A 25491-nucleotide genomic window follows, 5' to 3' on the forward strand; every position below is an offset into this window, starting at 1 on the left:
ACGGTCTTACGCGTACGGCCCCGGGTGCGGTGATCGCACCCGGGGCCGTTCGTCGTGTTCGGCGGCCTCGCGTCAGGCCGGGTTGCCGGTCGAGCCGGTGGAGTCGCCCGAGGCTGAGTTACTGGGAGCCTCCGGAGGCACCGTGGTGCTCGGGGTCGATGTCGGGGACTGCGACGGCGTCTGGGACGGCGACGGAGACTGCGAAGTCGACTGCGAAGGCGTCGGCCTCGTCGTCCGCGTCGGGCTCGTCGTCGGGCGCGGGGGCGTCGTCGTCGGGACCGGGGAGCCCGTCGGGGGCGCCGTCGTGGTCGGGGCGCCCGACGGCGTGGTGGACGGACTGCCGGACGTGGTGGGCGTGCCCGGGCTCGTCGAGCCGGACGGGGTGGGCGAGGCGCTGCCCGAGGGGCCGTTCGTCGCGCCGTCGGTCGGCTCGTCGGCGTCCAGGACGGTGTCGCCGGTCTCCTCGTCGGCCGTGCGGTCGGAGGTGACGCGTCCTGTGCCCGGGTCCTCGGAGTCGCCGGAGGTGGCCCCGATGGTCACGACGGTGCCGAGCACGGCGGCCAGGAGCGCTCCCGTGCTGACGGCGACCACGTTGCGCCGGGCCCCGGCGAGGATGCCGGCCCGGCGGCTGCGCTTCGTACCGCCGTCACCCGTGAGGGCGTCCGGGCGCGTGATGAGGGTCGGGCCCTCGTCGGCGAAGTCCGGGAAGGGCGGGACGGCCGCAGGGGCCTTGGCAAACGGAGACGCCGCGGCCGCCGCCCGGGAGGCCGGGAGGGCCGCCTTCGGGATGCCGCGCGGCGGGGAGACGGGCCCCTCGTGGCGCGCGGCGGACGGCTCGTCGCCGTGCGGGACTCCGGCGCGGTCGGCGACCAGGGCGAGCGCCCGGCGGCCCGCGACCGTGCCGCGCTTGTCGGCGAGGACGCCGCGCATGCCGATCGAGGCCTCCAGCTCGGCGCGGGCCCGCTCCAGGTTCCCGGCGCAGAGCGCGAGGACGCCCAACTCGTGGTGGAAGTACGCCTCTTCGGCGACCTCGCCGGCCAGCCGGGCGGCCTCCTGGCCGCCGCGCAGGACCCGCTCCCAGGCGCCCCAGTGGAGGCCGGCCGCGAAGGCGGGCGCGGCGCTGCGGGCAAGCAGGACGGCGGTGGCGGGGTGCTCGGGGTCCGAGCCCGGGACGATCGCGGCCAGGGCCGCGAGGACGGCATCGGCCTCGGCGACGGCGCGGGCGGGCGTGACGGAGGGGTGTCCGGCCCACCAGGCGTAGTGCTGGGCGACGGTGTGGGCGCGCGTGGTGGCGTCCTCGTCGTAGCCGTGGGCGAGGAGCTGGGTGAGGACTCCGGCGGCGAGGCGGTAGCGGGTGCCGACCGGGGAGAGCAGTCCGCAGGCCATGAGTTCGCCGAGGGCGGCGTCCGCGTGGGTGTCGCCGACGAGCGCGGGCAGGTGGGCCTGGTGCGGCACCTCGCCGCCGAGGGCGACGGCGAACCGCAGGGTGTCCTGGGCGGAGCGGCTGAGCCGGGAGGCGAGCAGGGCGGCGGGGGCGGCGCCCTCGCCGAGGCTCGGCAGCGGTATCTCGCGCAGCTCGATGTCGGCGGGGTCCTGCTGGGGCGCGGGGGTCTCGGCGGCCGGGCCGAAGGCGTCGTCGAGGGCGCCGAAGGCGTCGAACTCGTTGGGGACGGTCTCCTCCTGGGCGGCCGCCCCGAAGGCGTCGAACTCGGCCGGGGTGACCCGGAGCCGGTCGCGCTGCCGGAGCAGGGCGCCCGCCTGGACGAAGCGCAGCGGCAGGCCCTCGGACTCGAACCAGAGGTCGCCCGCCCAGTTGGCCTCGTCGTCGGTGAGCGGCCGGTCGACGACGCGCTCCAGGAGTTCGAGGGAGGCGGCGCGGCCGAGGCCGGCGAGCGCGACCTCGTCGAGGTGGGCGTCGGCGGAGGGGGCCTGGACGTCGGGCGTCGCGGCGAGCAGGAAGGCGCACTCGGGCGCGGCGGAGAGGAGCTCGTCCAGGGTCGCGCCGCCGAACTCCAGGTCGTCGACGAGGACGACGGCGCCGATGTCGCGGACCAGGTCGAGCAGGCCCGGGCGGTCGGGGCGGTGGTCGGCGGCGTGCCGGACGGTGCCGAGGAGTTCGTACAGCAGCTCGGCGGGGGTCCGGTGGTGGCCGGAGAGCCGGACGACGCCGTCGGGCGCGAGGTCGGCGCAGTCGGCGGCGACCGCGTCGAGGAGGGCGGTGCGGCCGGAGCCGGCGGGTCCTGTGACGCGGACGGAGCGGCCGCGGGCGAGGAGCTGGACGAGGCGCTCGTGCTCCTCCTGCCGTTCGAGCAGGGGCAGCCGGGGGGAGGCGGGTCCGGCCGGTACGGGCGGGGTGGCCGCGCGGGCGGCCTCGGCGCGCTCCTGGGCGGTACGCCGGCGCGAGGGCGCGGGCTGCTCGCCGGGCGGGCAGGCCTCGATCTCGCTGCCGTCGACGGGGTTGACGGTGAGCAGCAGGTCGCCGGAGACGACGCGGGCGGTGCGGGCACGGGTGGCGGCGGCGGCCGGTCCGCGGTCGCCCGCGGGGCCGCCGCGTCCGTCGCGGGCGTCGTCACCCTCGGTGTCGTGGCCGTAGTCTTCCGGCCCCCGGTTCATCGGGTCCATGGTCAAAGCCCCCCAAAAGCGGCGCGTGCGGAAGCCCCTCCGGCCGATCTGCACGCTCGCTGTCGCTTCTGGTCCGGTGCCCGCCGGGTGGGTTCGTCAATGGGCGGGCGACCGAACCCTAGACCTTCTTCGGGATTCCCGGAACATCCGGGGTGCTGCCCCGACCAAGACGTCACGGTCCGTCGAGATTGGGACGGGTCGCCGGTTTCGCACAACAGCTTCACAACCGCCGTGCCGACGTTCAGACATGCCGACATGCCGACGTGTCGACGGTTCAGACGCACTGACCGTTCAGACGTGCCGCCGGTTCAGACGCGCGGCAGCGACTCCGCGGCGAGCCCGCCCTCGATGGCGAGGATCCGGTGCAGCCGGGTCGCCACGAGGAGACGCTGCATCTGGGGCGGCACCCCGCGCAGCACGAGCCGCCGTCCGCAGCGGCCCGCCCGCCGGTGTGCGCCCATGATGACCCCGAGTCCGGTGGCGTCCCAGGAGTCGAGACCGGTCAGGTCGAGCACCAGATCGCCGACTCCGTCGTCGACGGCCGAGTGCAGGACCGTACGGGCGTCCGCCGCGCTACGGACGTCGAGGCGGCCCCCGACGACCAGCTCGACATGGTCGCCCCTGATGTGCATATGCGCTCCCCGGGAGTGCTCCGTCTTTGCAACAACTGACTGTCGTTGGCGCAGAAGCGTTGCGCCTTGTAAGCGAACTGATACCGAATTCACCCGATGGGGTGTGGGCCGAACACCCGTCGGTGATCAGTGTTCGTAGAAGCCCTGCCCGCTCTTGCGGCCGATGTCACCGGCGTCCACCATCCGGCGCATCAGCTCCGGGGGCGCGAACTTCTCGTCCTGCGTCTCCGTGTAGATGTTGGAGGTGGCGTTCACGAGGATGTCGATGCCGGTGAGGTCCGCGGTGGCAAGGGGCCCCATGGCGTGGCCGAAGCCCAGCTTGCAGGCGATGTCGATGTCCTCGGCGGAGGCGACGCCCGACTCGTAGAGCTTGGCGGCCTCGACGACGAGCGCGGAGATGAGGCGGGTCGTGACGAAGCCGGCGACGTCGCGGTTGACGACGATGCAGGTCTTGCCGACCGACTCGGCGAACTCCCGCGCGGCGGCGAGGGTGGCGTCGCTGGTCTTGTAGCCGCGGACGAGCTCGCAGAGCTGCATCATCGGGACCGGCGAGAAGAAGTGGGCGCCGACGACGGCCTCCGGCCGCTCCGTGACCGCGGCGATCTTGGTGATCGGGATCGCGGAGGTGTTGGAGGCGAGGACCGCGCCGTCCTTGGCGATCTTGTCGAGGGAGCGGAAGATCTCGTGCTTGACCTCCAGCTTCTCGAAGACGGCCTCCACGACGACGTCGGCGTCGGCCACGGCTTCGAGTTCGGTGGTGGCGGTGATCCGGCCGAGGGCGGCCTCGGCGTCCTCCGCGGTCAGCTTGCCCTTGGCAACGAAGCGGTCGTACGACGCCTTGATGCCGTCGGTGCCGCGGGTCAGCGCGGCGTCGGTGACGTCACGCAGCACGACGTCCCAGCCCGCCTGGGCCGAGACCTGTGCGATTCCCGACCCCATGAGTCCGGCTCCGATGACGGCAAGCTTCCTGGCCACGTCTTCCACCCCTCAACGCCTGTTCACATCTGGCTCTCCGGCGGAGATTAGCGGTCGGGGAGCGCGAAGTGACCGTGAAGTAACGCGCGTCACGCCCGGTTTGACGGACGTCACACTCACGACAGGCCGGTTACCCCCGTACGGCGTACGTGAGGACCCGTTCGCTCAGCAGCTCCTCGATCTCGTCGAGGAGGACGAGCGCTTCGCGGGAGACCCGGGTCGCCTTGCCGCCGGCCGACATCTGGCGGGTGATGTAGCCGACGACCGTGTTCTCGATCCAGGCGAGCTGACCGCCGACGAGCAGGGGCAGCGGGTCGTCTTCGGCCGCGCCGGTCTCCTCGCGCAGGGTGGCGACGACGGCGTCGTGGACCTGCTGCTGGAGGTAGAAGAGCCGGGCCTTGAGGGTGGGGGCGTGCTCGATGACGTTCATGAAGGCGTCGAAGCCGTCCATGAGTCCGTACGCGGGTGAGACGGCGCCGATCTGCTGGCGCAGCTCGCGCAGGACGGCGTCGGCCGCGGACTCGCCCGTGTCGCGGCCGCGGATCATCCGGGCGACGCGGAGGGTGACGCCTTCCATCCGGTCGAGGAAGAGGTCCTCCTTGGCGGGGAAGTAGTTGTACACCGTGTTGACGGAGACGTCCGCGGCCTCCGCGATCTCCGCGATGGTCACGGTCACGAAGCCGTGCTCCAGGAAGAGCCCGGTCGCGATGTCGGAGATCCGCTGCTTCGTCTGGCGCTTCTTGCGCTCCCTCAGCCCCTCTGCCATGGCGTCATTCTAGGTCCGCCTGAAATTTTGGAGGCGTTGCAAAATTTCAGTGACTCTGTTTTTGTAGTCACCATGCCCATCATCAGTACGGCCGGGCTCACCCGGACCTTCTCGACCAAGAACGGCCCCGTGGAGGCGGTCCGCGGGATCGACCTCACCGTTCGGCGCGGCGAGATCCTCGGCCTCCTCGGCCCCAACGGCGCGGGGAAGACCACGACCCTGCGCATGCTCACCACGCTGCTCCCGCCCACCGGCGGCGCGGCCACCATCGCCGGCCACGACCTGCTCACGGACCCGGCGTCCGTACGGAGCCGGATCGGGTACGTCGCCCAGTCCGGCGGGGTCGACCCGCAGGAGACCGTCCGCTCCGAACTCGTCATGCAGGGACGCCTGTACCGGCTCTCCAAGGCGGACGCCGTCGCCCGCGCCGCGGAGCTGGCGGAGGAGCTCGGCCTCACCGAGGTCCTCGACCGCTCCCCGTCCGCGCTCTCCGGCGGTCAGCGCCGCCGCCTCGACATCGCGCTCGGCCTCGCCCACCGCCCCGACGTGCTCTTCCTCGACGAGCCGACGACCGGGCTCGACCCCGGCAGCCGCGCCGACCTGTGGGCGCTGGTGCGCCGGCTGCGCGACGAGCACGGCACGACCGTCGTGCTCACCACGCACTACCTCGACGAGGCCGACGCCCTCTCCGACCGGCTGGTCATCGTCGACCGGGGCGTCGTCATCGCCGAGGGCACCCCCGCCGGGCTCAAGGCCGAGCACGGCGTGACCACCCTCCAGGACGCCTTCCTCGCAATCACCGGGCGCGGCCCGGCCCCCGTCGACCCCACACCCGTAACCGTCTAGGACCCAGGACTCGCCTTGCTGCTCCACGACACCGCGCTCGTCTTCGGGCGCTACGCCCGCCAGACCCTGCGCTCGAAGTTCCAGATCTTCTTCGGCGCCCTGATGCCGCTGCTGTACCTGCTCTTCTTCGGACCGCTGCTCAGCGATCTGCCGCTCGGCCGCGAGGGCGACTCCTGGCAGATCCTCGTCCCCGGCCTGCTGCTCCAACTCGGCCTGTTCGGCGCCTCGTTCGCCGGGTTCTCGCTCATCATGGAGAAGAACTGGGGCGTGGTGGAGCGGATGCGCGTCACCCCGGTCAGCCGGCTCGCGCTGCTCCTCGGCCGGCTCCTGCGCGACGCCTCGCTCTTCGTCTTCCAGGCCGTGCTCCTGGTCCTCGCCGCGCTGGCGATGGGGCTGCGCGCCCCGCTCGCCGGGGTCCTCATCGGCTTCGTCTTCGTCGCCCTGCTGACCTTCTCCCTCGCCGCGCTCTCGTACGCGCTGGCGCTGAAGGTGAACACGCCGACGGAGTTCGGCCCCGCCGTCAACGCGCTCACGCTGCCGGCGATGCTGCTGTCCGGTCTCATGCTGCCGATGGCGCTCGCGCCGACCTGGCTGAACGTGCTCTCGCACCTCATGCCGTTCCGCTATCTGGTGGACGCGGTACGGGACGCGTACGTCGGGCAGTACGCGACGGCGACCATGCTGTACGGCGTCCTGGTGGCCGTCGGGTTCACGCTGGTCTCCGTGACGGTGGGCACACGGACCTACCTGAGGGCCGGAGCGTAACTACGCTGGACCCATGGTCAATCTGACGCGCATCTACACCCGTACCGGCGACCAGGGCACCACCGCGCTGGGCGACATGAGCCGGACCGCCAAGACCGATCTGCGGATCTCGGCGTACGCCGACGCCAACGAGGCCAATGCCGTCGTCGGTACGGCCATCGCCCTCGGGCAGCTGGACGAGGAGGTCGTGACGGTCCTCGTCCGGGTCCAGAACGACCTGTTCGACGTCGGCGCAGACCTCTCGACGCCGGTCGTGGAGGACCCGAAGTACCCGCCGCTGCGGGTCGAGCAGTCCTACGTCGACAAGCTGGAGGCGGACTGCGACCGCTTCCTGGAGCGGCTCGACAAGCTGCGCTCCTTCATCCTGCCGGGCGGCACGCCCGGTGCGGCCCTGCTGCACCAGGCGTGCACGGTGGTCCGCCGTGCGGAGCGCTCCACGTGGGCGGCCCTGGAGGTCCACGGCGAGGCCATGAACCCCCTGACGGCGACCTACCTGAACCGCCTGTCGGATCTGCTCTTCATCCTCGCCAGGACGGCGAACAAGGACGTCGGCGACGTGCTCTGGGTCCCGGGCGGGGACCGCTAGACGCGGTCCCGGTCCGGGTCCCGGGCGGGGAGTTTCCCGGCCTCGCCCTCCGGCGCCTTCTTCGGCCAGATCGTGTAGCTGAGCGCGATCAGGCCGTGGATGCCGGCCGTCCGCCAGGCGATGTAGATCCAGCTCTTCAGCGAGTCCGTGTCGCCGTCGTCGCCGACGTACCAGGTGGCGAGGAGCAGCAGCCCGGACGCCACGGCCGCGGCCGTCACCGAGCCCAGCCAGACCTTGCCCTCGTGGCGGGCGCGCGCCATGCCGTACCGGGGCGGCTTCACCGGCGGCGGCCCGCCGCCGAGGCGGTGGGCGGCGTGGCCGTCGAGCCACTTCACGGTGCGGTGGCCGTGGCCGACGGTGTAGCCGATGTAGACGGCGGCGAGCCCGTGGCGCCAGCTCGGCTCGGCCCCGTTCTTGAGGTCGATCGCGGTGACGACGAGCAGCAGGACTTCCAGGAGCGGCTCGCACAGCAGCAGCGCGAGACCCGTCCGGGGCATCTTCAGCAGATAGCGGGTGGCGAGACCGGCGGCCAGCAGAACCCAGAAGCCGACCTCGCAGATCACGATCAGCGTGACGATCACGGCGGTACTCCTTTTCGTACGTCCCCCTCAGCGTCGCCCGGCGCCGGGCGCGGATCGTCGTCGCCAGTGACGAAGTGCGACTACATCCTTCGACGGAGGGGCGGATCGGCCCGGACGTCGAGGCCCGGCGGCCGGGCTGCGTGTTGGATGGACACGTGACACTCCCCCGCCCGCACCGGGACGACCTGCTGATCGCCGCCGGCGGCCTCGCCATAGGGCTGCTGATGTGGTCCTTCGGCCTGCACATCCAGACCGGCCGCCTGATCGAGGAGCGGTGGGCGACCCTCGTCCCGCTCTTCGTGATGGCCGCCATGGAGACCCTGCGCCGCGCGATGCCCCAGACCGCCCTGGTCGTCGGCACGCTCGCGCTGGTGGCGGACCAGTTCACCTACGGCAGCCTCGTGACCGCGCTGATGTTCACGGACCTGGTCTACGCGGCGGTGGTGTACGGCTCCCCCGCCGCCGCCCGCCGCATCCCGTACACGACCGGGCTCATCACCATCGGCGTGACGATCGGCTTCCTCGTCTGGTGGCAGAACGCCGTCGCGATCCTGGTCGGCGTGATCACGGGCATGGTGTCGTTCCTGCCCGCGATGACCGGAGCGGTCGTACGCAACCACCGCCAGGCCGCCGATGCCGCGCGGCTGCGCGCCGAACAGACCGCGCTGCTCGCCGAGATGGACCGTACGCACGCGGTGGTGGCCGAGCGGGCCCGGATGGCGCGCGAGCTGCACGACATGGTCGCCAACCATCTCTCCGCCATCGCGATCCACTCCACGGCCGCGCTCTCCCTGGACGACGCGGCCACCACCCGGCAGGCGCTGACCGTGATCCGGGAGAACAGCGTGGAGGGGCTCGCGGAGATGCGGCGCCTCATCGGGCTCCTCCGGGACAGCAGCGGGGACGCCGAACCGGCGGCCGCGCCGACCCTCGACGGCCTGGACGCGCTTGTGCGCCAGGCCGGGGCCAGCGGGGAGCCGAGCGGGCTCACGTTCACGCTTGACGACGCCCGGTCGGGCAAGGACGCCCCGCTGCCGGCGCCGGTCGAGCTGGCCGCGTACCGGATCGTGCAGGAGTCGCTGACCAACGCCCTCAAGCACGCGGCGCCGGGCGAGGTGCGGGTGGAGCTCGGCCGTCGGCCGGACGGGGCGCTGACCGTCCTGGTGACCAGCGCGCTCGGCGGGGAGCGGCCCGGGCCGCGCGCGCCCGGCTCGGGGGCGGGTCTGGTGGGGATGGAGGAGCGGGTGGCGCTGCTCTCCGGGGAGTTCGAGTCCGGTCCCGTGACGGCGGACGACGGCCGGAAAGAATGGCGGGTACGGGCGGTCCTGCCCGTGGGGACGAGCGACAAGGAGCCGCAGGCATGGTTCGGGTGATCGTGGCCGAGGACCAGAGCGCGGTCCGGGCGGGACTGGTCCTCATCCTGGGCAGCGCGCCGGACATCGAGGTGGTCGGGGAGGCGGCGGACGGCGAGCGCGCGGTGGAACTGGCGCGCGAGCTGCGCCCCGACCTGGTCCTGATGGACATTCAGATGCCCCGGATGGACGGGGTGACGGCGACCCGGCACGTGGTGTCCGAGGGACTCGCCGACGTGCTCGTGCTGACCACCTTCGATCTGGACGAGTACGTCTTCGGGGCCCTGCGGGCCGGGGCCGCGGGCTTCATGCTGAAGAACGCCGAGGCGAAGGACCTGATCGAGGCGGTACGGACGGTGGCGCGCGGCGAGGGCCTGATCGCCCCGGCGGTGACCCGGCGGCTGATCGCCGAGTTCGCCTCCCCGCGCGGCCCTCGGCGCGCGCCGAGCGGTGCGGACCGGTCCGTACTGGACGTGTTGACGCCCCGCGAGCGGGAGGTGCTCGGGGCGCTGGCGCAGGGCTTGTCGAACGCGGAGATCGCCGCCCGCCTGGACATGGCTGAGGCGACGGTGAAGACCCATGTCTCCAAGGTGCTGGGGAAACTGGAGGTACGGAGCAGGGCTCAAGCGGCTGTTCTGGCACGGGAGTTGGGTGTCTGAACCACCCATTGCCAACGTTGGTCTGGACCTCTTGACGATTGGTCCAGACCTTCCTACGCTCGCGGGGCGCGCGCACCTTCACGGACCACCCCCATCTCTCGTTCGTCCGTCCGCAACTTGAGGAGCACCGTTGAGCACTCAAGCACCGACGCGCAGAACAGGGTTCAGACACCGGGCCGCCGCCGGACTGACCGCCCTGATCCTGCCCCTGGCCGCCATGGTCGGCCTCGCAGCACCCGCGGAGGCCGCGGCCGCGGCCACCGCCTCGTACACCAAGGTCTCCGACTGGGGCACCGGCTTCGAGGGCAAGTGGACGGTGAAGAACACCGGCACCACCACGCTCTCCTCCTGGACCGTCGAGTGGGACTACCCCGCCGGCACCGCCGTCACCTCCGCCTGGGACGCCACGGTCACCAGCTCCGGCACCCACTGGACCGCCAAGAACGTCGGCTGGAACGGCACCCTCACCCCCGGCGCCTCCGTCTCCTTCGGCTTCAACGGCAGCGGCTCCGGCGCCCCGAGCGGCTGCAAGGTCAACGGCGGCACGTGCGACGGGACCACCCAGCCCGGCGACAACGCGCCCTCCGCCCCCGGCACCCCGGTCGCCTCCGACATCACCAACACCTCGGTCAAGCTGACCTGGACCGCCGCGACCGACGACAAGGGCATCAAGAACTACGACGTCAAGCGCGACGGCACCACCGTCGCCACGGTCACCGGGCTCACGTACACCAACAGCGGTCTCACCGCGGGCACCAACTACAGCTACACGGTCGTCGCCCGCGACACCATCGACCAGACCGGCCCGGCCAGCGGCGCGGCGAACGTCCGCACCACGGGCGGCGGCGACCCGCCGGTCGGCAACACGGTGAAGCTCGGCTACTTCACCAACTGGGGCGTCTACGGCCGCAACTACCACGTCAAGAACCTGGTGACGTCGGGCTCCGCGGCCAAGATCACCCACATCAACTACGCCTTCGGCAACGTCCAGGGCGGCCGGTGCACCATCGGTGACGCCTACGCCGACTACGACAAGGCGTACACCGCCGACCAGTCCGTCGACGGCAAGGCCGACACCTGGGACCAGCCGCTGCGCGGCAACTTCAACCAGCTGCGCAAGCTCAAGGCCCAGTACCCGCACATCAAGGTGCTGTGGTCGTTCGGCGGCTGGACCTGGTCCGGCGGCTTCGGCCAGGCCGTGCAGAACCCGACGGCCTTCGCGCAGTCCTGCTACGACCTGGTGGAGGACCCGCGCTGGGCCGATGTCTTCGACGGCATCGACCTGGACTGGGAGTACCCGAACGCCTGCGGTCTGAGCTGTGACACCAGCGGCCCGGCCTCCTTCAAGAACATGATGCAGGCCATGCGCGCCAAGTTCGGCACCGGCAACCTGGTCACCGCGGCCGTCACCGCCGACGCCTCGACCGGCGGCAAGATCGACGCCGCCGACTACGCGGGCGCCGCGCAGTACATGAACTGGTTCAACGTGATGACGTACGACTTCTTCGGCGCCTGGGCGGCGCAGGGCCCGACGGCCCCGCACTCCCCGCTCACCTCGTACCCCGGCATCCCGCAGGCGGGCTTCAACTCCGCCGAGGCGATCGCCAAGTTCAAGGCGAAGGGCGTCCCGGCCAACAAGCTGCTGCTCGGCATCGGCTTCTACGGCCGCGGCTGGACCGGCGTCACCCAGTCCGCCCCCGGCGGCACGGCGACGGGCCCGGCGGCCGGCACGTACGAGCAGGGCATCGAGGACTACAAGGTCCTGAAGAACTCCTGCCCGGCCAACGGCACGGTAGCCGGTACGGCGTACGCGCACTGCGGCAGCAACTGGTGGAGCTACGACACCCCGGCCACGGTGACGTCCAAGATGAGCTGGGCGAAGAACCAGGGTCTGGGCGGCGCGTTCTTCTGGGAGTTCAGCGGCGACACCAGCAACGGCGAGCTGGTCGGCGCCATCAACAGCGGGCTGAACTAGCGGTCTGAGTCGGCCCACGAAAACGCGGCGGGGACGGTGCAGCACACCGTCCCCGCCGTCGTACGTCCACAGAGTTACGCCACATTCACTCGCTGGCCGGGAGGCGCCGCCTCCAGCCACGCGAGGAAGCCGGTGAGAGCGTCCTCGCTCATCGCCAGCTCCAGCCGGATCCCCCGGTGCATACAGCCCTGGATCACGGCGTCGGAAAGGAGCGCGAGCTCCTCCTCGCCCTCCGGCATCCGGCGGTCCACGACCTCGATGGCCGAGCGCTCCAGGACGCGGCGGGGGCGGGGAGCGTACGAGAAGACCCGGAACCAGGCGATCTCGTCACCGCTGTAGCGGGCGACTCCGTACACCCAGCCCTTGCCGGACGGGTCCGGCTCCTCGGGCACGTTCCAGCGCAGGGAGCAGTCGAAGGTGCCGCCGGCACGCTGGATCAGCCTGCGCCGCAAGCCGAAGACGAAGAGCCCGATCACCACCAGTGCGACGACCAGGCCGCCCAGGAGCAGAGCGAGGAACATCTTCACCGACCTCCTCGCTGCGTCCCGTGACCGGCTTCGCCGGCGTAACCGAATACAACCTGCATCTGCATCGCCTCAGCCGCGACACGGTCTGGATAATTCCAGCCGTGCCGCGGCTGAGGGCACAACTCTCGGCGCGGTCCGCTAGCGAACCGCTACCGCGCGCAACCGGACATCGGCGCGACGCTCGGCGCCGGCGTCCGAATCCGACTTGGCGCGCTCCAGCGCACGCTCGGCGCGCTGGGCGTCGATCTCGTCCGCCAGCTCGGCGATCTCCGCGAGCAGAGACAGCTTGTCGTCGGCGAACGAGATGAATCCACCGTGGACGGCGGCGACGACGGTCGCGCCCTCACTCGTACGGATGGTCACCGGGCCCGACTCCAGCACACCGAGCAGCGGCTGGTGGCCGGGCATGACGCCGATGTCGCCGGAGGTGGTACGCGCGATGACCAAGGTGGCCTCGCCGGACCAGACACTCCGGTCCGCGGCGACCAGCTCGACGTGCAGCTCAGCAGCCAAGGGTGGCTCCTCGGGTCACCACCCGGCGGTACTGCCGGGTGTTGGGGTCAATTCTAATGGGCGTGAAGAGAGGGGCGGGACCGGCCCGCCCCTCTCAGGAGCACGAGGCTCAGGAGACGCCGAGCTCCTTGGCGTTCTTCTTGAGGTCCTCGACGCCACCACACATGAAGAAGGCCTGCTCGGGGAAGTGGTCGTACTCACCGTCGCAGATCGCGTTGAACGCGGCGATCGACTCGTCGAGCGGAACGTCCGAACCGTCCACACCGGTGAACTGCTTCGCCGCGTGGGTGTTCTGGGACAGGAAGCGCTCGACACGCCGGGCGCGGTGGACAACGAGCTTGTCCTCCTCGCTCAGCTCGTCGATACCGAGAATCGCGATGATGTCCTGGAGGTCCTTGTACTTCTGCAGGATTCCCTTGACGCGCGTGGCGGCGTCGTAGTGGTCCTGCGCGATGTAGCGCGGGTCCAGGATCCGGGACGTGGAGTCCAGCGGGTCCACGGCCGGGTAGATGCCCTTCTCGGAGATCGGACGGGAGAGAACCGTCGTCGCGTCGAGGTGGGCGAAGGTGGTGGCCGGGGCCGGGTCGGTCAGGTCGTCCGCGGGGACGTAGATCGCCTGCATCGAGGTGATCGAGTGACCACGGGTCGACGTGATGCGCTCCTGGAGGAGACCCATCTCGTCGGCCAGGTTCGGCTGGTAACCCACCGCGGAGGGCATACGGCCGAGCAGCGTGGAGACCTCGGAACCGGCCTGGGTGAAGCGGAAGATGTTGTCGATGAAGAACAGCACGTCCTGCTTCTGCACATCGCGGAAGTACTCCGCCATGGTCAGACCGGCCAGGGCCACGCGCAGACGCGTGCCCGGGGGCTCGTCCATCTGGCCGAAGACCAGCGCGGTCTTGTCCAGAACGCCGGCTTCTTCCATCTCGACCATGAGGTCGTTGCCCTCACGGGTGCGCTCGCCGACGCCCGCGAAGACCGAAACACCGTCGTGCAGCTTGGCCACACGGACGATCATTTCCTGGATCAGAACGGTCTTGCCGACACCGGCGCCACCGAACAGACCGATCTTTCCACCCTTGACGTACGGGGTGAGAAGGTCGACGACCTTCAGGCCGGTCTCGAACATCTCGGTCTTCGACTCGAGCTGGTCGAACGCCGGGGCCTTGCGGTGGATGGTCCAGCGCGGGGCGTCGGCGACGGTGGAGGCGTCGTCGTTCAGCACCTGACCGAGCGTGTTGAACACGCGGCCCTTGGTGACATCGCCGACCGGCACGGTGATGCCGGTGCCGGTGTTCACCACGGGGGCCTGGCGGACCAGGCCGTCGGTGGGCTGCATCGAGATGGTACGGACGATGCCGTCACCGAGGTGCTGGGCGACCTCGAGGGTCAGCGTCTTGGTCGCGCCCTCCTCGGCCGGGTCCGGAACCTCGACGTTCAGCGCGTTGTAGATCTCCGGCATCGCGTCGACGGGGAACTCCACGTCGACGACCGGGCCGATGACCCGGGCGACGCGGCCCGTGGCGGCGGCCGTCTCAACAGTGGTCGTCATTACTTGTCACTCCCCGCGGTCGCGTCGGCCAGGGCTGCGGTGCCACCGACGATCTCGCTGATTTCCTGGGTGATTTCGGCCTGGCGGGCCGCGTTGGCAAGTCGGGAGAGGTTGTTGATCAAGTCTCCCGCGTTGTCGGTCGCCGACTTCATCGCGCGGCGCGTGGCGGCGTGCTTGGAAGCAGCCGACTGGAGCAGCGCGTTGTAGATACGGCTCTCGACGTAGCGCGGCAGGAGGGCGTCGAGGACGTCCTCCGCCGACGGCTCGAAGTCGTACAGCGGACGGAGCGTGTTCGGCTCGCCCGCCTCCTTCGCCACCTCGTCGAGGCTGAGGGGCAGCAGCCGGGCCTCGACCGCCGTCTGCGTCATCATCGAGATGAACTCGGTGTAGACGATGTGGAGTTCGTCCACACCACCGTCGGCCGTGTTCTTCTCGATCGTCTCGATCAGCGGTGCCGCGATCTTCTTGGCGTCCGCGTACTCCGGCTGATCCGTGAAACCGGTCCACGAGTCGGCCAGCTTGCGCTCACGGAAGTTGTAGTGCGCGATGCCACGACGGCCGACGACATAGATGTCGACCTCGCGTCCCTCGCTCTCCAGCTTCTTCGTGAGCCGCTCCGCCGCCTTGATCGCGTTGGAGTTGAAGGCGCCGGCCAGACCGCGGTCGCTCGACAGGAGCAGGACCGCGGCGCGGGTCGGGTTCTCCACCTCGGTGGTCAGCGAGTGCTTGTCGTTCGCACCCGTGGCGACCGCGGTGACCGCGCGGGTCAGCTCGATCGCGTACGGGGTCGACGCCTGCACCTTGCGCTGCGCCTTGACGACGCGCGAGGCGGCGATCATCTCCATCGCCTTGGTGATCTTCTTCGTCGCGGTGACGGATTTGATGCGACGCTTGTAGACCCGGAGCTGCGCTCCCATGAGTCAGGTCCCTTCCGTCGTCACTTCGAGACGTTGACGGCAGCGGAAGCGTCGTCGCCCAGCAGCTTCCCGTCAGAAGTCTCGAACTGCTTCTTGAACTCCGAGATGGCGTCGGCCACGGACTGCAGGGTGTCGTCCGACATCTTGCCGCCCTCACGGATGGAGCTCATGAGACCGGAGTGGCTCTGGCGAAGGTACGCCAGCATCTCGGCCTCGAAGCGGCGGATGTCGGCCACCGGGACGTCGTCCATCTTGCCGGTGGTGCCGGCCCAGACGGAGACGACCTGGTTCTCGGTGGGCATCGGCTGGTACTGAGCCTGCTTGAGCAGCTCGACCATGCGCTGTCCACGCTCCAGCTGCGCCTTCGACGCGGCGTCCAGGTCGGAACCGAAGGCGGCGAACGCCTCCAGCTCACGGAACTGGGCCAGGTCCACACGGAGGCGACCGGAGATCTGCTTCATCGCCTTGTGCTGGGCGGAGCCACCGACACGCGAGACCGAGATGCCGACGTTCAGAGCCGGACGCTGGCCGGCGTTGAACAGGTCGGACTCCAGGAAGCACTGGCCGTCGGTGATGGAGATGACGTTGGTCGGGATGAACGCCGACACGTCGTTCGCCTTGGTCTCGACGATCGGAAGACCGGTCATCGAACCGGCACCCAGCTCGTCCGAGAGCTTCGCGCAGCGCTCGAGGAGACGCGAGTGCAGGTAGAAGACGTCACCCGGGTAGGCCTCACGGCCCGGCGGGCGGCGCAGCAGCAGGGACACGGCGCGGTAGGCGTCGGCCTGCTTCGAGAGGTCATCGAAGACGATCAGGACGTGCTTGCCCTGGTACATCCAGTGCTGACCGATGGCGGAACCGGTGTACGGCGCCAGGTACTTGAAGCCGGCCGGGTCGGACGCCGGGGCGGCGACGATCGTCGTGTACTCGAGCGCACCGGCCTCTTCCAGGGCGCCGCGAACGGACGCGATGGTCGAGCCCTTCTGGCCGACGGCGACGTAGATGCAGCGAACCTGCTTGTTCACGTCGCCCGAGCGCCAGTTGTCACGCTGGTTGATGATCGTGTCGACGCACAGCGCGGTCTTGCCGGTCTGACGGTCGCCGATGATCAGCTGACGCTGGCCGCGGCCGACCGGCGTCATGGCGTCGACGGCCTTGTAGCCGGTCTCCATCGGCTCGTGCACCGACTTACGGGCCATAACGCCCGGGGCCTGCAGCTCGAGGGCGCGGCGGCCCTCGGTCGCGATCTCGCCGAGGCCGTCGATCGGGTTGCCGAGCGGGTCGACGACGCGGCCGAGGTAGCCCTCGCCGACACCTACGGAGAGAACCTCACCGGTGCGCTGCACCGGCTGGCCCTCCTCGATACCGCTGAACTCGCCGAGGACGATCGCACCGATCTCGCGCTCCTCGAGGTTGAGGGCGAGACCGAGGGTGCCGTCCTCGAACTTCAGCAGCTCGTTCGCCATGGCCGAGGGAAGACCCTCCACCTTGGCGATGCCGTCGCCGGCCAGGCTGACCGTTCCGACCTCCTCGCGCGAGGCCGCGTCCGGCTGGTACGACTGGACGAAGTTCTCCAGCGCGTCCCGGATCTCCTCCGGCCGGATCGTGAGCTCCGCCATCTGGGTTCCCTGCTCTCCTTGTTGGGCCCGAAGTTTTCTTGGGGGTCTGGGGGCCGACCCCCAGGAATCTTCTGCGAATAGCACGGCCCAACCGGGCCGCTGATCATGCTTTTGTGTGGGTGGCAGCTGTCGTCAGCCGGCCAGTCGCCGGGACGCCTCGTCGAGACGCTCCGCGATGGTCCCGTTGATGACCTCGTCGCCGACCTGCACCGAGATCCCGCCGAGGACCGAGGGGTCCACGTCCAGGTTCAGGTGCATCTGGCGGCCGTACAGCTTGGCCAGAACGGCACCGAGGCGCTGCTTCTGCTGGTCGGACAGCGGCACCGCCGTGGTGACGACGGCGACCATCCGGTCCCGGCGCGCCGCGGCGAGCTTGGAGAGGGACTCCAGTCCCGATTCCAGGCTACGTCCCCGGGGCTGGGTGACGAGACGGATGATCAGGCGCTCGGTGGCCGCGTTGGCCTTGCCGCCGAGCAGGCTGCGCAGCAGCTCGCTCTTGGCGGTCGCCGTGGCGGCCTTGTCCGTCAGCGCCGAGCGGAGCTCGGTGCTGGAGGAGACGATCCGGCCGAACCGGAACAGCTCGTCCTCGACGTCGTCCAGTGCGCCGGCCTGCTGCGCCGCGGTGAGGTCGGCGGTGTTCGCCAGCTCCTCGGCGGAGTCGACCAGGTCACGCGACTGCGACCAGCGGGATCGCACCATGCCCGAGACCACGTCGACGGTCTCGCCGCCCACCTGACCGCCGAGCAGTCGCCCGGCGAGCTCGGCCTTGGCCTCGCCCGCCTGCGCCGGGTCGGTCAGGACCCGACGCAGCGAGACCTCGCGGTCGAGCAGCGCGGTGACGGAGGCCAGCTCGCCCGCGAGCTTCGCCGTGTCGACCGAGGTGTTGTCGGTCAGCGCGTCGAGGGACTCACGTGCGGCGGCCAGTGCCTCACGGCTCGCTCCGTTCATCGGACGGCCTCGGCCTTCTCCTCGAGCTCATCGAGGAAACGGTCGATCGTGCGGCTCTGGCGGGCGTGGTCCTCGAGGGACTCGCCGACCAGCTTGCCGGCCAGGTCGGTGGCGAGCTTGCCCACGTCCTGGCGCAGCGAGGTCGCCGCGGACTTGCGGTCGGCCTCGATCTGCGTGTGACCGGCCGCGATGATCTCCTCGCGCTGGCGCTGGCCTTCCGCCTTCATCTCCTGGATGATCGCGGTGCCCTGCTCCGTCGCCTCCTGGCGAAGACGCGCGGCCTCGTGGCGGGCCTCGGCGAGCTGGGCCTTGTACTGCTCCAGCACACTCTGAGCCTCGACCTGGGCCGCATCGGCCGCCTCGATGCCACCTTCGATGGCCGCCCGACGCTCGTCCAGAACCTTGTTGATGTTCGGGAGGAGCTTCTTGGCGAGGAAGCCGAAGACGATGACGAAGGCGATCAGGCCGATGACGAGCTCGTCAAGATGCGGGATCAGAGGAGGCTGGGGCTCCTCCGCCGCAAGAAGCAGAGCGTTCACATCAGTGCCTTCCGTAAAAAGGTGTGGGCTGTCGGTCCGATTTACTGGTAGACGAAGCCCATGACGATGCCGATGAGGGCGAGCGCCTCACAGAACGCGAAGCCCATGATCTGGTTGGTGCGGATCAGACCGGCGGCTTCGGGCTGGCGGGCGAGGGCCTGCGTACCGTTACCGAAGATGATGCCGACGCCGACGCCGGGGCCGATCGCGGCAAGGCCGTAACCGATCGAGGCGACGTTGCCGACGACGTTGGTCTTGGCGCTGCCACCTTCGGCGGCGAGGTTGATCATGTCGAGAGCAGCGGACATGCCGTTACTTCCTTCTCTTTCAATGACCCGATGGGGGTTGGCCACCGGACGACTGATGGATTGGGGGGTGCAGCTGAGCCCCTTGCGGGGCGGGGTCACTCAGTGGTGCTCGGCGAGCGCGCCCTGGATGTAGCTGCAGGCCAGGAGGACGAAGACGTACGCCTGGACGGCCTGGATGAAGAGCTCGAAGGCCGTCATCACGAGGACCATCACGAACGAGGCGCCGGCGTAGACGAAGCCCAGGCCGTTCATGAGGTACCAGGTGGCCAGCGAGAACATCACGATCAGCAGGTGACCGGCGAACATGTTCGCGAACAGTCGGACCGCGTGCGTGAAGGGCCGGATGATCAGGTTCGAGAAGAACTCGAGGACGACGACCATCGGGAGGATCGCACCGAGGGACTTGTCGTAGCCGACGATGTTCTTCCAGCCGCCGACGAAGCCGTGCTTCTTGAACGTCAGCGAGATCCACATGACGTAGACGATCAGCGCGAGACCGGCCGGGAAGGCGATCAGCGAGGTGACCGGGAACTGGGCGAGCGGAATGATCGACCAGAGGTTCATGATCCAGACGAAGAAGAACAACGACACCATGAAGGGGACGTACTTCTCGCCGTCCTTCCGGCCGATGATCTCGTAGACGATGCCGCGGCGGACGAAGTCGTAACCGGCCTCGCCGACCATCTGCATCTTGCCGGGGATCAGCTTGGGCTTGGCGAAGGCGGCCCAGAAGAACCCGACGACCACGATGGAGCCGAGGACGGCGAGCAGCATCGGCTTGGTGAGTTCGATGCCCCCCACCGTGGCGATGGGCTCGTACATGAACGTGTGCAGGCCCGGCGCCGGGAAGCCGCATCCACTGAAGATGTGGCAATCCGGGTCGAAGGCAAGCGTCTGGTCAGCACTCACCGCGGGCTCCTTCAGCGTGGCGCATAGGTACGGCAACCTCGTTGTGTCGGCGCGGCACACAGCCGCGGGTCGGCACTGGACTGGTCTTACGGATAAGGGGGCGGCGGTTCGGCGTCGAGCCTCGCGCTGGGACAGGCGTCAGCTCGGATGCCCGCGCCCGCAGTGCCGCAGTTGGCACCGGACGATAGCAGGAAGCCGAATGTGCCTTTATCCCGGCCCTACCCCTCACGTCGAAGACCCCGGCTTCTTGGGGTCGTCGATGTACATGATCTTGGCCTTCATGTAGGCACGCGCCTGCGCGGCGATCCAGACGAGGGTCGACGCGAGCGTGGTGAAGGCGAAGGCCTTGAAGTCGAAGAACGTCGTGTCCTTCAGCAAGAACATCAAGAGGAAGAGGAACAGCAGTTGGGTCGTGTAGAGCAGGAGACCCATGGCCTGGAACAGGTGCGGGTACGACTTCGCCGTCCGCTGGAGCACCACGAGCCCGATCCCCATGAAGGCGATCACGACCGCGCAGCCGATGACGGCGCCGATCGCGCCCTTGCCGCCGGCGACCACGCCGCTGATGACCGCGGCGACGGCGCCGGTGGCTGCAGCGGGAATGGCAGCTGACAGAAGGATGCGTGCGTCGTTCGACGGCATGGCGGTGTCTCCGCTTTTGCTGGTGGGGGCGATGGTGTCGTCAGGGACGAGCGTAAGCCCGGTCCGAGGTGTGTCTCGGGGCCAACGGACCGTCGCACTACGGTCTTTCGGCTCTGTCGCCGGGTCTCGTGAACGGTATCACAAACTATTTGAGTAGTTCTTTACCCGTGAGGTGTGCTGACTGTCACACATGAGAGTTACAGCGCGCGTGTGTGCAGGACACGAGGTGGTCTTGTCTGGTATTGCGAGCCGATGCGGCTTTCGTCAACTCGGCGTTCCGGCCTTCCGCCGGTCGGTGAAGCGCGAACGGTGGCCGATGGCGGTGGCTCCGTTGACCCCCGCCGGCACCGGGACGCGCTCCTCGACCGGCTCGGCGGACCCTGCCACCGAGGCGGCGGCCGGAGCGGACGTCTCCGGGAGGACGGTCTTGCGGCGGCGGTAGCGCGGCGGGACGAAGGACTCCGCCCAGCGGGGCGCCCGCGGCGTGAAGCGCGGCAGCAGGAGCAGCACCAGACCGATGGCGCTGAGGAAGACCACCACGAGCACGATCCACATCGACGTCGAGTGCACCGAGTACGCCAGCGTCCCGAACGCGATCAGCGCCGACCAGAAGTACATGATCAGGACGGCCCGGCTGTGCGAGTGCCCGATCTCCAGGAGCCGGTGGTGCAGGTGCCCGCGGTCCGCTGCGAACGGCGACTGGCCGTTCCAGGTGCGGCGCAGGATCGCCAGGATCAGGTCCGCCATCGGGATCGCGATGATCGTGAGCGGCAGCAGCAGCGGGATGAAGACCGGCAGGGCGGCGTGCGTCGCCTCACGCGTCGAGCCCTCGAAGATCCGCAGCACGTCGGCGTCGACCTGGCCGGTGATCGAGATCGCCGAGGCGGCCAGGATCAGACCGATCAGCATCGATCCCGAGTCGCCCATGAAGATTCTCGCCGGATGCATGTTGTGCGGCAGGAAGCCCAGGCACATGCCCATGAGGATCGCGGTGAACAGCGTCGCGGGGGCGGCGGCCTCGATCGTGTAGCCGTACCAGAGCCGGTACGCGTACAGGAAGAAGGCGGCGGCCGCGATGCAGACCATGCCGGCCGCCAGGCCGTCCAGCCCGTCGACGAAGTTGACCGCGTTGATGGTGAGGACCACGAGCGCCACCGTCAGCAGCGTGCCCTGGCCCTTGGTGAGCGCGACCACCCCGACACCGGGGATCGGCAGCCACAGGATCGTCAGACCCTGGATCACCATCACACCGGCCGAGATCATCTGCGCGCCCAGCTTGATCAGCGCGTCCAGCTCGAACTTGTCGTCCAGGACACCGACCAGCCAGATCAGCGCGGCGCCCGAGAGCAGCGCGCGGGGCTCGTTGGAGAGCTCGAAGACGCTGTTGAGGTTCTGCAGGTGGTCCGCGACCAGCAGGCCCGTGCACAGCCCGAAGAACATGGCGATGCCACCGAGCCGCGGAGTCGGTTCTCGGTGTACGTCGCGGGCACGGATCTCCGGCATCGCCCCGGTCGCGATGGCGAACTTCCGCACCGGACCGGTCAGCAGATAGGTCACCGCGGCCGTGACACAGAGCGTCAGCAGGTAATCACGCACGGGCTGCCCCACAGGAATCGCTGGCCATCTCAGCCCCACACCCTAGCCGTGCTGTCCATGTGCTTGAGGACATACGGGCCGCCCGGATGGTTGCGGTCCGGCTTCTTCAGCGGCCGTACGGGGGAAAACGCCCTGCAAGATCGCGTACTTCCGCGCGTACCCGGGCCGTCTCCTCGGCGTCATCCCGTAGCGCGATCGTGAACAAAGCGGCGATCCGCGCCATCTCTCCGGGCCCCATCCCCTGGGTGGTCACGGCGGCGGTGCCGAGCCGGATGCCGCGCCCGTCCCCGTACGGCAGGGCGCAGGTGTCCAGGACCATCCCGGCGGCCGCGAGCCGGGTCCGCGCGGTGCGGCCGTCGATGCCGAGAGGAGCCGGATCCGCCGTGATGAGGTGGGTGTCGGTGCCGCCCGTGGTGACGGCGAAGCCCTCGGCGGCGAGCGCGTCCGCGAGGAGCCGGGCGTGCGCGACCACTCGATGGGCGTACGTGCTGAAGGCCGGCGTCGCGGCCTCGCCGAACGCGACGGCCTTGGCGGCGATCGTGTGCATCTGGGCGCCGCCCTGGGTGAACGGGAAGACCGCCCGGTCGACGCGGCCCGCGAGGTCGGCGCCGCAGAGGATCATCCCGCCGCGCGGGCCGCGCAGCACCTTGTGCGTGGTGGCGCAGACCACATCGGCGTACGGGACGGGGTTCGGGGCCGCTCCCCCGGCGACGAGGCCGATGGGGTGCGCGGCGTCGGCGATCAGATAGGCGCCCACCTCGTCGGCGATCTCGCGGAAGATCGCGTAGTCGAGGTGGCGGGGGTAGGAGATCGAGCCGCAGACGATCGCCTTCGGGCGGTGGTGCCGGGCGAGGGCGGCGACCTGCTCGTAGTCGACGAGTCCGGTCTCGGCGTCGACGCCGTAGGGCACGAAGTCGAACCAGCGGCCGGAGAAGTTGGCGGGCGAACCGTGCGTGAGGTGGCCGCCGTGGGCGAGGCCCATGGCCAGGACGGTGTCCCCGGGCCTCAGGAGCGCCGCGTACGCGGCCAGGACGGCCGAGGAGCCGGAATGGGCCTGGACGTTCGCGTGCTCGGCTCCGAAGAGCGCGGTGGCCCGTTCCACGGCGATCCGCTCGGCGGCGTCGGCGAACTCGCAGCCGCCGTGGTGGCGGGCGCCGGGATAGCCCTCGGCGTACTTGTTGGCGAGCGGGGAGCCGAGGGCGGCCAGGACGGCGGACGAGGTGAAGTTCTCGGCGGCGATCAGCTGCAGGCTGTCGCTCTGCCGGCGCGCCTCGCCGAGCAGCACGTCGGCGATCTCCGGGTCCTGCCGGCGCAGGACGTCGAGTTCCGATTCGGGTGGAGCGGTGACCGGCATGGGTGGCTCCCGGCGCGAGGGGCGGGCCTTCAGCTCCAATGTAGGCGCGCGGGAAGCGGTTTGCCTGATGTTCATCGACGCCCTGAGCCGTCTGGCCGTAGGGCGCTCCGGCCTCAACGGCGCGTGGGGACTCCGGTCAGGGCCGTCACCACGGGGTCGAGCGCGCTGTTGATCTCCTCGCCGATCGAGCGGAAGAACGTGATCGGGGCGCCGTACGGGTCGTTGACCTCGTCGGCCTCCGCGTTCGGGGCCAAGAGCCACCCGCGTAGAGCCGCCGCGGCGCGGACCAGCGCACGCGCGCGTTCCACCATGCCCTCGCCCAGCGGGTCCGGCAGCGTCGCGGGGTCTATGGCCCTCACGAGCCGGGTGAACTCCTTCAGGGTGAAGGTGCGCAGGCCCGCCGAGTGGCCCATCGAGATGACCTGCGCCCGGTGGTCGCGGGTCGCCGTCAGGACCAGGTCCGCGCGGATGACGTGCTCGTCGAGGAGCTCGCGGCCGACGAAGCCGCTGTAGTCCGCGCCGAAGTCGGCGAGGACCAGCTCCGCGTTGGCCTCCATCGGGGCGCCCTCGTGCCCCCACGTGCCCGCGCTCTCCACGATCAGGCCGCCGCCCCGGGGGTCGCCCAGGCGGTCGCTCAGGGCATGGCGAGTCAGCCGCTCGGTGATCGGCGAGCGGCAGACGTTGCCGGTGCTGACGTGGAGGATGCGGAAGGAACTGCTCTCGTGCCCCGCTATGCCACGCCCCTCAGGGGCGGTCAATTGGCCACCTCGAGGTCGGGTACGACCTTCCGGAGCTCCTCCGGGGAGAGCGCGCCCTCACGCAGCAGGACCGGCACCTTGCCGGTGACGTCCACGATCGAGGACGGCACGATGCCGGGGGTCGGGCCGCCGTCGAGGTACACGGAGACGGAGTCACCGAGCATGCCCTGGGCCGCGTCGCAGTCCTCCGGCGACGGGTGGCCGGTGAGGTTGGCGGAGGAGACCGCCATCGGGCCGACCTCGGTCAGCAGCTCGATCGCGACCGGGTGCAGCGGCATCCGGATCGCCACCGTGCCCCGGGTGTCCCCGAGGTCCCACTGGAGCGAGGGCTGGTGCTTGGCGACCAGCGTGAGCGCGCCCGGCCAGAACGCGTCGACGAGCTCCCAGGCCTGCTCGGAGAAGTCCGTGACGAGCCCGTGCAGCGTGTTCGGGGAGCCGATGAGGACGGGCGTGGGCATGTTGCGGCCCCGGCCCTTGGCGTCGAGCAGGTCCGCGACCGCTTCCGAGCTGAAGGCGTCCGCACCGATCCCGTAGACGGTGTCGGTGGGCAGCACGACCAGCTCGCCGCGGCGCACGGCGGACGCGGCCTCGCGCAGGCCGGTCACGCGGTCGGTCGCCTCGTTGCAGTCGTATCGCCGAGCCATCAGCGGGCCTCCTCGTACACAGGGTTGGTCAGGGCAGCGGCGCGGATCACGGCATCGCCTTGCGGGCGGTCGCGAAGCGCGGGCGTTTGTTCAGGTCCGGGTGGTCGGCGGCGTCCGCCCAGCCGGCCTCCTCGTTGAAGATCCACGGCACCTGACCGCCCTGGGTGTCCGCGTGCTCGATCACGACGAGGCCGCCCGGACGAAGCAGCCGGTGCGCGGTGCGCTCGATGCCGCGGATGGTGTCGAGGCCGTCCTCGCCGGAGAACAGCGCCATGTCCGGGTCGTGGTCGCGTGCCTCGGGCGCGACGTACTCCCACTCGGTGAGCGGGATGTACGGCGGGTTGGAGATGACCAGGTCGACCTGGCCGTCGAGCTCCGGGAGCGCGGTCAGCGCGTCGCCCTGGTGGACGGTGACCCGCGAGCCCTCCGCGTTCTTGCGGGTCCACACCAGGGCGTCGTCGGAGAGCTCCACCGCGTGCACGCGCGAGCGCGGCACCTCCTGCGCCATGGCGAGCGCGATCGCGCCCGAGCCGGTGCACAGGTCGACGATCAGGGGCTCGACGACGTCCATGGCCCGTACGGCGTCTATGGCCCAGCCGACCACGGACTCCGTCTCGGGCCGGGGCACGAAGACGCCGGGACCGACCTGGAGCTCCAGATAGCGGAAGAACGCCCGGCCGGTGATGTGCTGGAGCGGCTCGCGGGCCTCGCGGCGGGCCACCGTCTCCCAGTAGCGGGCGTCGAAGTCCGCGTCCTTGACGTTGTGCAGCTCCCCCCGCTTGACGCCGTGCACGAACGCGGCGAGCTCCTCCGCGTCGAAACGCGGAGAGGGAACGCCGGCGTCGGCCAGCCGCTGGGTGGCCTGGGCCACCTCGGCAAGCAGCAGGTTCACGCTGGTCCTCCGTG

26 protein-coding genes are annotated in these 25491 nt (G+C 70.1%); 6 read left to right on the forward strand and 20 right to left on the reverse strand.

The annotated features are described in order from the left end of the window. Positions 1-72: 72 nt before the first annotated feature. The 4 genes from ACFWRO_RS12295 to ACFWRO_RS12310 all read right to left on the reverse strand — a co-directional run bounded on the left by ACFWRO_RS12295 (position 73) and on the right by ACFWRO_RS12310 (position 4995). Positions 73-2622 carry an ATP-binding protein gene (locus tag ACFWRO_RS12295; protein ID WP_384508233.1) on the reverse strand — a complete coding sequence of 850 codons (2550 nt, stop codon included), beginning with the start codon at positions 2620-2622 and terminating at the stop codon, positions 73-75. 308 nt (positions 2623-2930) lie between these two features. Further along, positions 2931-3254: an STAS domain-containing protein gene (locus ACFWRO_RS12300; protein WP_024761898.1), complete on the reverse strand. Its 324-nt coding sequence runs from the start codon at positions 3252-3254 to the stop codon at positions 2931-2933. A gap of 126 nt (positions 3255-3380) precedes the next feature. Continuing rightward, positions 3381-4229 carry a 3-hydroxyacyl-CoA dehydrogenase family protein gene (locus ACFWRO_RS12305; protein ID WP_384508236.1) on the reverse strand — a complete coding sequence of 283 codons (849 nt, stop codon included), beginning with the start codon at positions 4227-4229 and terminating at the stop codon, positions 3381-3383. Between the two features lie 130 nt (positions 4230-4359). Beyond that, positions 4360-4995 (reverse strand): TetR/AcrR family transcriptional regulator, encoded by a 636-nt coding sequence (locus tag ACFWRO_RS12310; RefSeq protein ID WP_384508238.1) that lies wholly within the window; start codon positions 4993-4995, stop codon positions 4360-4362. Between the two features lie 72 nt (positions 4996-5067). Between ACFWRO_RS12310 and ACFWRO_RS12315 the strand changes: the two genes are divergently transcribed. The 3 genes from ACFWRO_RS12315 to ACFWRO_RS12325 are packed head-to-tail and all read left to right on the forward strand — an operon-like array spanning position 5068 to position 7192. Then, the gene (locus ACFWRO_RS12315) at positions 5068-5841 is read left to right on the forward strand and encodes an ABC transporter ATP-binding protein (protein WP_384508241.1); all 774 of its coding nucleotides are present in this window, start codon (positions 5068-5070) and stop codon (positions 5839-5841) included. A 15-nt stretch (positions 5842-5856) separates the two neighbouring features. Continuing rightward, entirely contained in the window at positions 5857-6606 is a 750-nt protein-coding gene (locus ACFWRO_RS12320; protein WP_384508244.1) for an ABC transporter permease, read from the forward strand. Between the two features lie 13 nt (positions 6607-6619). Next, positions 6620-7192, forward strand: a complete 573-nt coding sequence (locus ACFWRO_RS12325; protein ID WP_361959586.1) for a cob(I)yrinic acid a,c-diamide adenosyltransferase — start codon at positions 6620-6622, stop codon at positions 7190-7192. On the opposite strand, the gene ACFWRO_RS12330 is transcribed toward ACFWRO_RS12325, so the two are convergent. Beyond that, on the reverse strand, positions 7189-7773 hold the full coding sequence (locus ACFWRO_RS12330) for a hypothetical protein (protein WP_384508247.1): 585 nt from the start codon (positions 7771-7773) through the stop codon (positions 7189-7191). The two genes, ACFWRO_RS12325 and ACFWRO_RS12330, sit on opposite strands and share 4 nt — an antisense overlap. A gap of 155 nt (positions 7774-7928) precedes the next feature. Here ACFWRO_RS12330 and ACFWRO_RS12335 point away from each other — a divergent pair, with 155 nt between their 5' ends. The 3 genes from ACFWRO_RS12335 (at position 7929) to ACFWRO_RS12345 (ending at position 11759) form a co-directional block, all read left to right on the forward strand. Next, on the forward strand, positions 7929-9146 hold the full coding sequence (locus ACFWRO_RS12335; protein ID WP_384508250.1) for a sensor histidine kinase: 1218 nt from the start codon (positions 7929-7931) through the stop codon (positions 9144-9146). Continuing rightward, on the forward strand, positions 9134-9784 hold the full coding sequence (locus ACFWRO_RS12340) for a response regulator (RefSeq protein ID WP_384508253.1): 651 nt from the start codon (positions 9134-9136) through the stop codon (positions 9782-9784). Before ACFWRO_RS12335 ends, ACFWRO_RS12340 begins: the two co-directional genes overlap by 13 nt. A 130-nt stretch (positions 9785-9914) precedes the next feature. After that, entirely contained in the window at positions 9915-11759 is a 1845-nt protein-coding gene (locus tag ACFWRO_RS12345) for a glycosyl hydrolase family 18 protein (protein ID WP_384508256.1), read from the forward strand. Between the two features lie 74 nt (positions 11760-11833). Here the strand turns inward: ACFWRO_RS12345 and ACFWRO_RS12350 are convergent, their stop codons facing one another. The 15 genes from ACFWRO_RS12350 to prmC all read right to left on the reverse strand — a co-directional run bounded on the left by ACFWRO_RS12350 (position 11834) and on the right by prmC (position 25477). Then, positions 11834-12280 (reverse strand): DUF2550 domain-containing protein, encoded by a 447-nt coding sequence (locus ACFWRO_RS12350; RefSeq protein ID WP_384508258.1) that lies wholly within the window; start codon positions 12278-12280, stop codon positions 11834-11836. A 144-nt stretch (positions 12281-12424) separates the two neighbouring features. Further along, positions 12425-12799, reverse strand: a complete 375-nt coding sequence (locus ACFWRO_RS12355; protein ID WP_362003799.1) for a F0F1 ATP synthase subunit epsilon — start codon at positions 12797-12799, stop codon at positions 12425-12427. Between the two features lie 109 nt (positions 12800-12908). Continuing rightward, a complete protein-coding gene (gene atpD, locus ACFWRO_RS12360) occupies positions 12909-14351 on the reverse strand; it encodes a F0F1 ATP synthase subunit beta (RefSeq protein ID WP_384508260.1) in 1443 nt (480 codons plus the stop codon). Then, complete coding sequence (locus ACFWRO_RS12365) at positions 14351-15268, reverse strand: F0F1 ATP synthase subunit gamma (protein WP_384508263.1); 918 nt, start codon at positions 15266-15268, stop codon at positions 14351-14353. Before ACFWRO_RS12365 ends, atpD begins: the two co-directional genes overlap by 1 nt. 20 nt (positions 15269-15288) lie before the next feature. Continuing rightward, positions 15289-16887 (reverse strand): F0F1 ATP synthase subunit alpha, encoded by a 1599-nt coding sequence (gene atpA, locus ACFWRO_RS12370; protein WP_384508266.1) that lies wholly within the window; start codon positions 16885-16887, stop codon positions 15289-15291. 132 nt (positions 16888-17019) lie between these two features. After that, a complete protein-coding gene (locus tag ACFWRO_RS12375; protein ID WP_384508268.1) occupies positions 17020-17835 on the reverse strand; it encodes a F0F1 ATP synthase subunit delta in 816 nt (271 codons plus the stop codon). Then, entirely contained in the window at positions 17832-18374 is a 543-nt protein-coding gene (locus ACFWRO_RS12380; protein ID WP_384508271.1) for a F0F1 ATP synthase subunit B, read from the reverse strand. The genes ACFWRO_RS12375 and ACFWRO_RS12380 overlap by 4 nt, the downstream gene beginning before the upstream one ends. Positions 18375-18415: 41 nt before the next feature. Next, positions 18416-18682, reverse strand: a complete 267-nt coding sequence (gene atpE / locus ACFWRO_RS12385) for an ATP synthase F0 subunit C (protein WP_024761915.1) — start codon at positions 18680-18682, stop codon at positions 18416-18418. Positions 18683-18781: 99 nt separating this feature from the next. After that, positions 18782-19591 (reverse strand): F0F1 ATP synthase subunit A, encoded by an 810-nt coding sequence (gene atpB, locus ACFWRO_RS12390; protein ID WP_384508275.1) that lies wholly within the window; start codon positions 19589-19591, stop codon positions 18782-18784. 225 nt (positions 19592-19816) lie between these two features. Continuing rightward, positions 19817-20233 carry a hypothetical protein gene (locus tag ACFWRO_RS12395; RefSeq protein WP_384508278.1) on the reverse strand — a complete coding sequence of 139 codons (417 nt, stop codon included), beginning with the start codon at positions 20231-20233 and terminating at the stop codon, positions 19817-19819. A gap of 264 nt (positions 20234-20497) precedes the next feature. Further along, complete coding sequence (locus ACFWRO_RS12400) at positions 20498-21829, reverse strand: MraY family glycosyltransferase (RefSeq protein ID WP_384508281.1); 1332 nt, start codon at positions 21827-21829, stop codon at positions 20498-20500. A gap of 106 nt (positions 21830-21935) precedes the next feature. After that, positions 21936-23183, reverse strand: a complete 1248-nt coding sequence (gene glyA, locus ACFWRO_RS12405; RefSeq protein WP_384508284.1) for a serine hydroxymethyltransferase — start codon at positions 23181-23183, stop codon at positions 21936-21938. Between the two features lie 113 nt (positions 23184-23296). Continuing rightward, positions 23297-23941, reverse strand: a complete 645-nt coding sequence (locus ACFWRO_RS12410) for a protein-tyrosine-phosphatase (protein WP_384508286.1) — start codon at positions 23939-23941, stop codon at positions 23297-23299. After that, complete coding sequence (locus ACFWRO_RS12415) at positions 23938-24585, reverse strand: L-threonylcarbamoyladenylate synthase (RefSeq protein WP_329115876.1); 648 nt, start codon at positions 24583-24585, stop codon at positions 23938-23940. The genes ACFWRO_RS12410 and ACFWRO_RS12415 overlap by 4 nt, the downstream gene beginning before the upstream one ends. 46 nt (positions 24586-24631) lie before the next feature. Further along, positions 24632-25477, reverse strand: a complete 846-nt coding sequence (gene prmC / locus ACFWRO_RS12420) for a peptide chain release factor N(5)-glutamine methyltransferase (RefSeq protein ID WP_384508289.1) — start codon at positions 25475-25477, stop codon at positions 24632-24634. Positions 25478-25491 lie beyond the last annotated feature (14 nt).

The organism is Streptomyces sp. NPDC058579 (genome assembly GCF_042718575.1).
Lineage (GTDB): Bacteria > Actinomycetota > Actinomycetes > Streptomycetales > Streptomycetaceae > Streptomyces.

Coding starts and splice junctions, on each gene's coding strand:
- glyA (WP_384508284.1), bottom strand. CDS start 23,183: ATGCCGGTCACCGCTCCACCCGAATCGGAACTCGACGTCCTGCGCCGG.
- ACFWRO_RS12350 (WP_384508258.1), bottom strand. CDS start 12,280: ATGTTCCTCGCTCTGCTCCTGGGCGGCCTGGTCGTCGCACTGGTGGTG.
- atpE (WP_024761915.1), bottom strand. CDS start 18,682: ATGTCCGCTGCTCTCGACATGATCAACCTCGCCGCCGAAGGTGGCAGC.
- ACFWRO_RS12325 (WP_361959586.1), top strand. CDS start 6,620: ATGGTCAATCTGACGCGCATCTACACCCGTACCGGCGACCAGGGCACC.
- ACFWRO_RS12310 (WP_384508238.1), bottom strand. CDS start 4,995: ATGGCAGAGGGGCTGAGGGAGCGCAAGAAGCGCCAGACGAAGCAGCGG.
- ACFWRO_RS12415 (WP_329115876.1), bottom strand. CDS start 24,585: ATGGCTCGGCGATACGACTGCAACGAGGCGACCGACCGCGTGACCGGC.
- ACFWRO_RS12340 (WP_384508253.1), top strand. CDS start 9,134: ATGGTTCGGGTGATCGTGGCCGAGGACCAGAGCGCGGTCCGGGCGGGA.
- atpD (WP_384508260.1), bottom strand. CDS start 14,351: ATGACGACCACTGTTGAGACGGCCGCCGCCACGGGCCGCGTCGCCCGG.
- atpA (WP_384508266.1), bottom strand. CDS start 16,887: ATGGCGGAGCTCACGATCCGGCCGGAGGAGATCCGGGACGCGCTGGAG.
- ACFWRO_RS12375 (WP_384508268.1), bottom strand. CDS start 17,835: ATGAACGGAGCGAGCCGTGAGGCACTGGCCGCCGCACGTGAGTCCCTC.
- ACFWRO_RS12295 (WP_384508233.1), bottom strand. CDS start 2,622: ATGGACCCGATGAACCGGGGGCCGGAAGACTACGGCCACGACACCGAG.
- ACFWRO_RS12395 (WP_384508278.1), bottom strand. CDS start 20,233: ATGCCGTCGAACGACGCACGCATCCTTCTGTCAGCTGCCATTCCCGCT.
- ACFWRO_RS12300 (WP_024761898.1), bottom strand. CDS start 3,254: ATGCACATCAGGGGCGACCATGTCGAGCTGGTCGTCGGGGGCCGCCTC.
- ACFWRO_RS12315 (WP_384508241.1), top strand. CDS start 5,068: ATGCCCATCATCAGTACGGCCGGGCTCACCCGGACCTTCTCGACCAAG.
- ACFWRO_RS12365 (WP_384508263.1), bottom strand. CDS start 15,268: ATGGGAGCGCAGCTCCGGGTCTACAAGCGTCGCATCAAATCCGTCACC.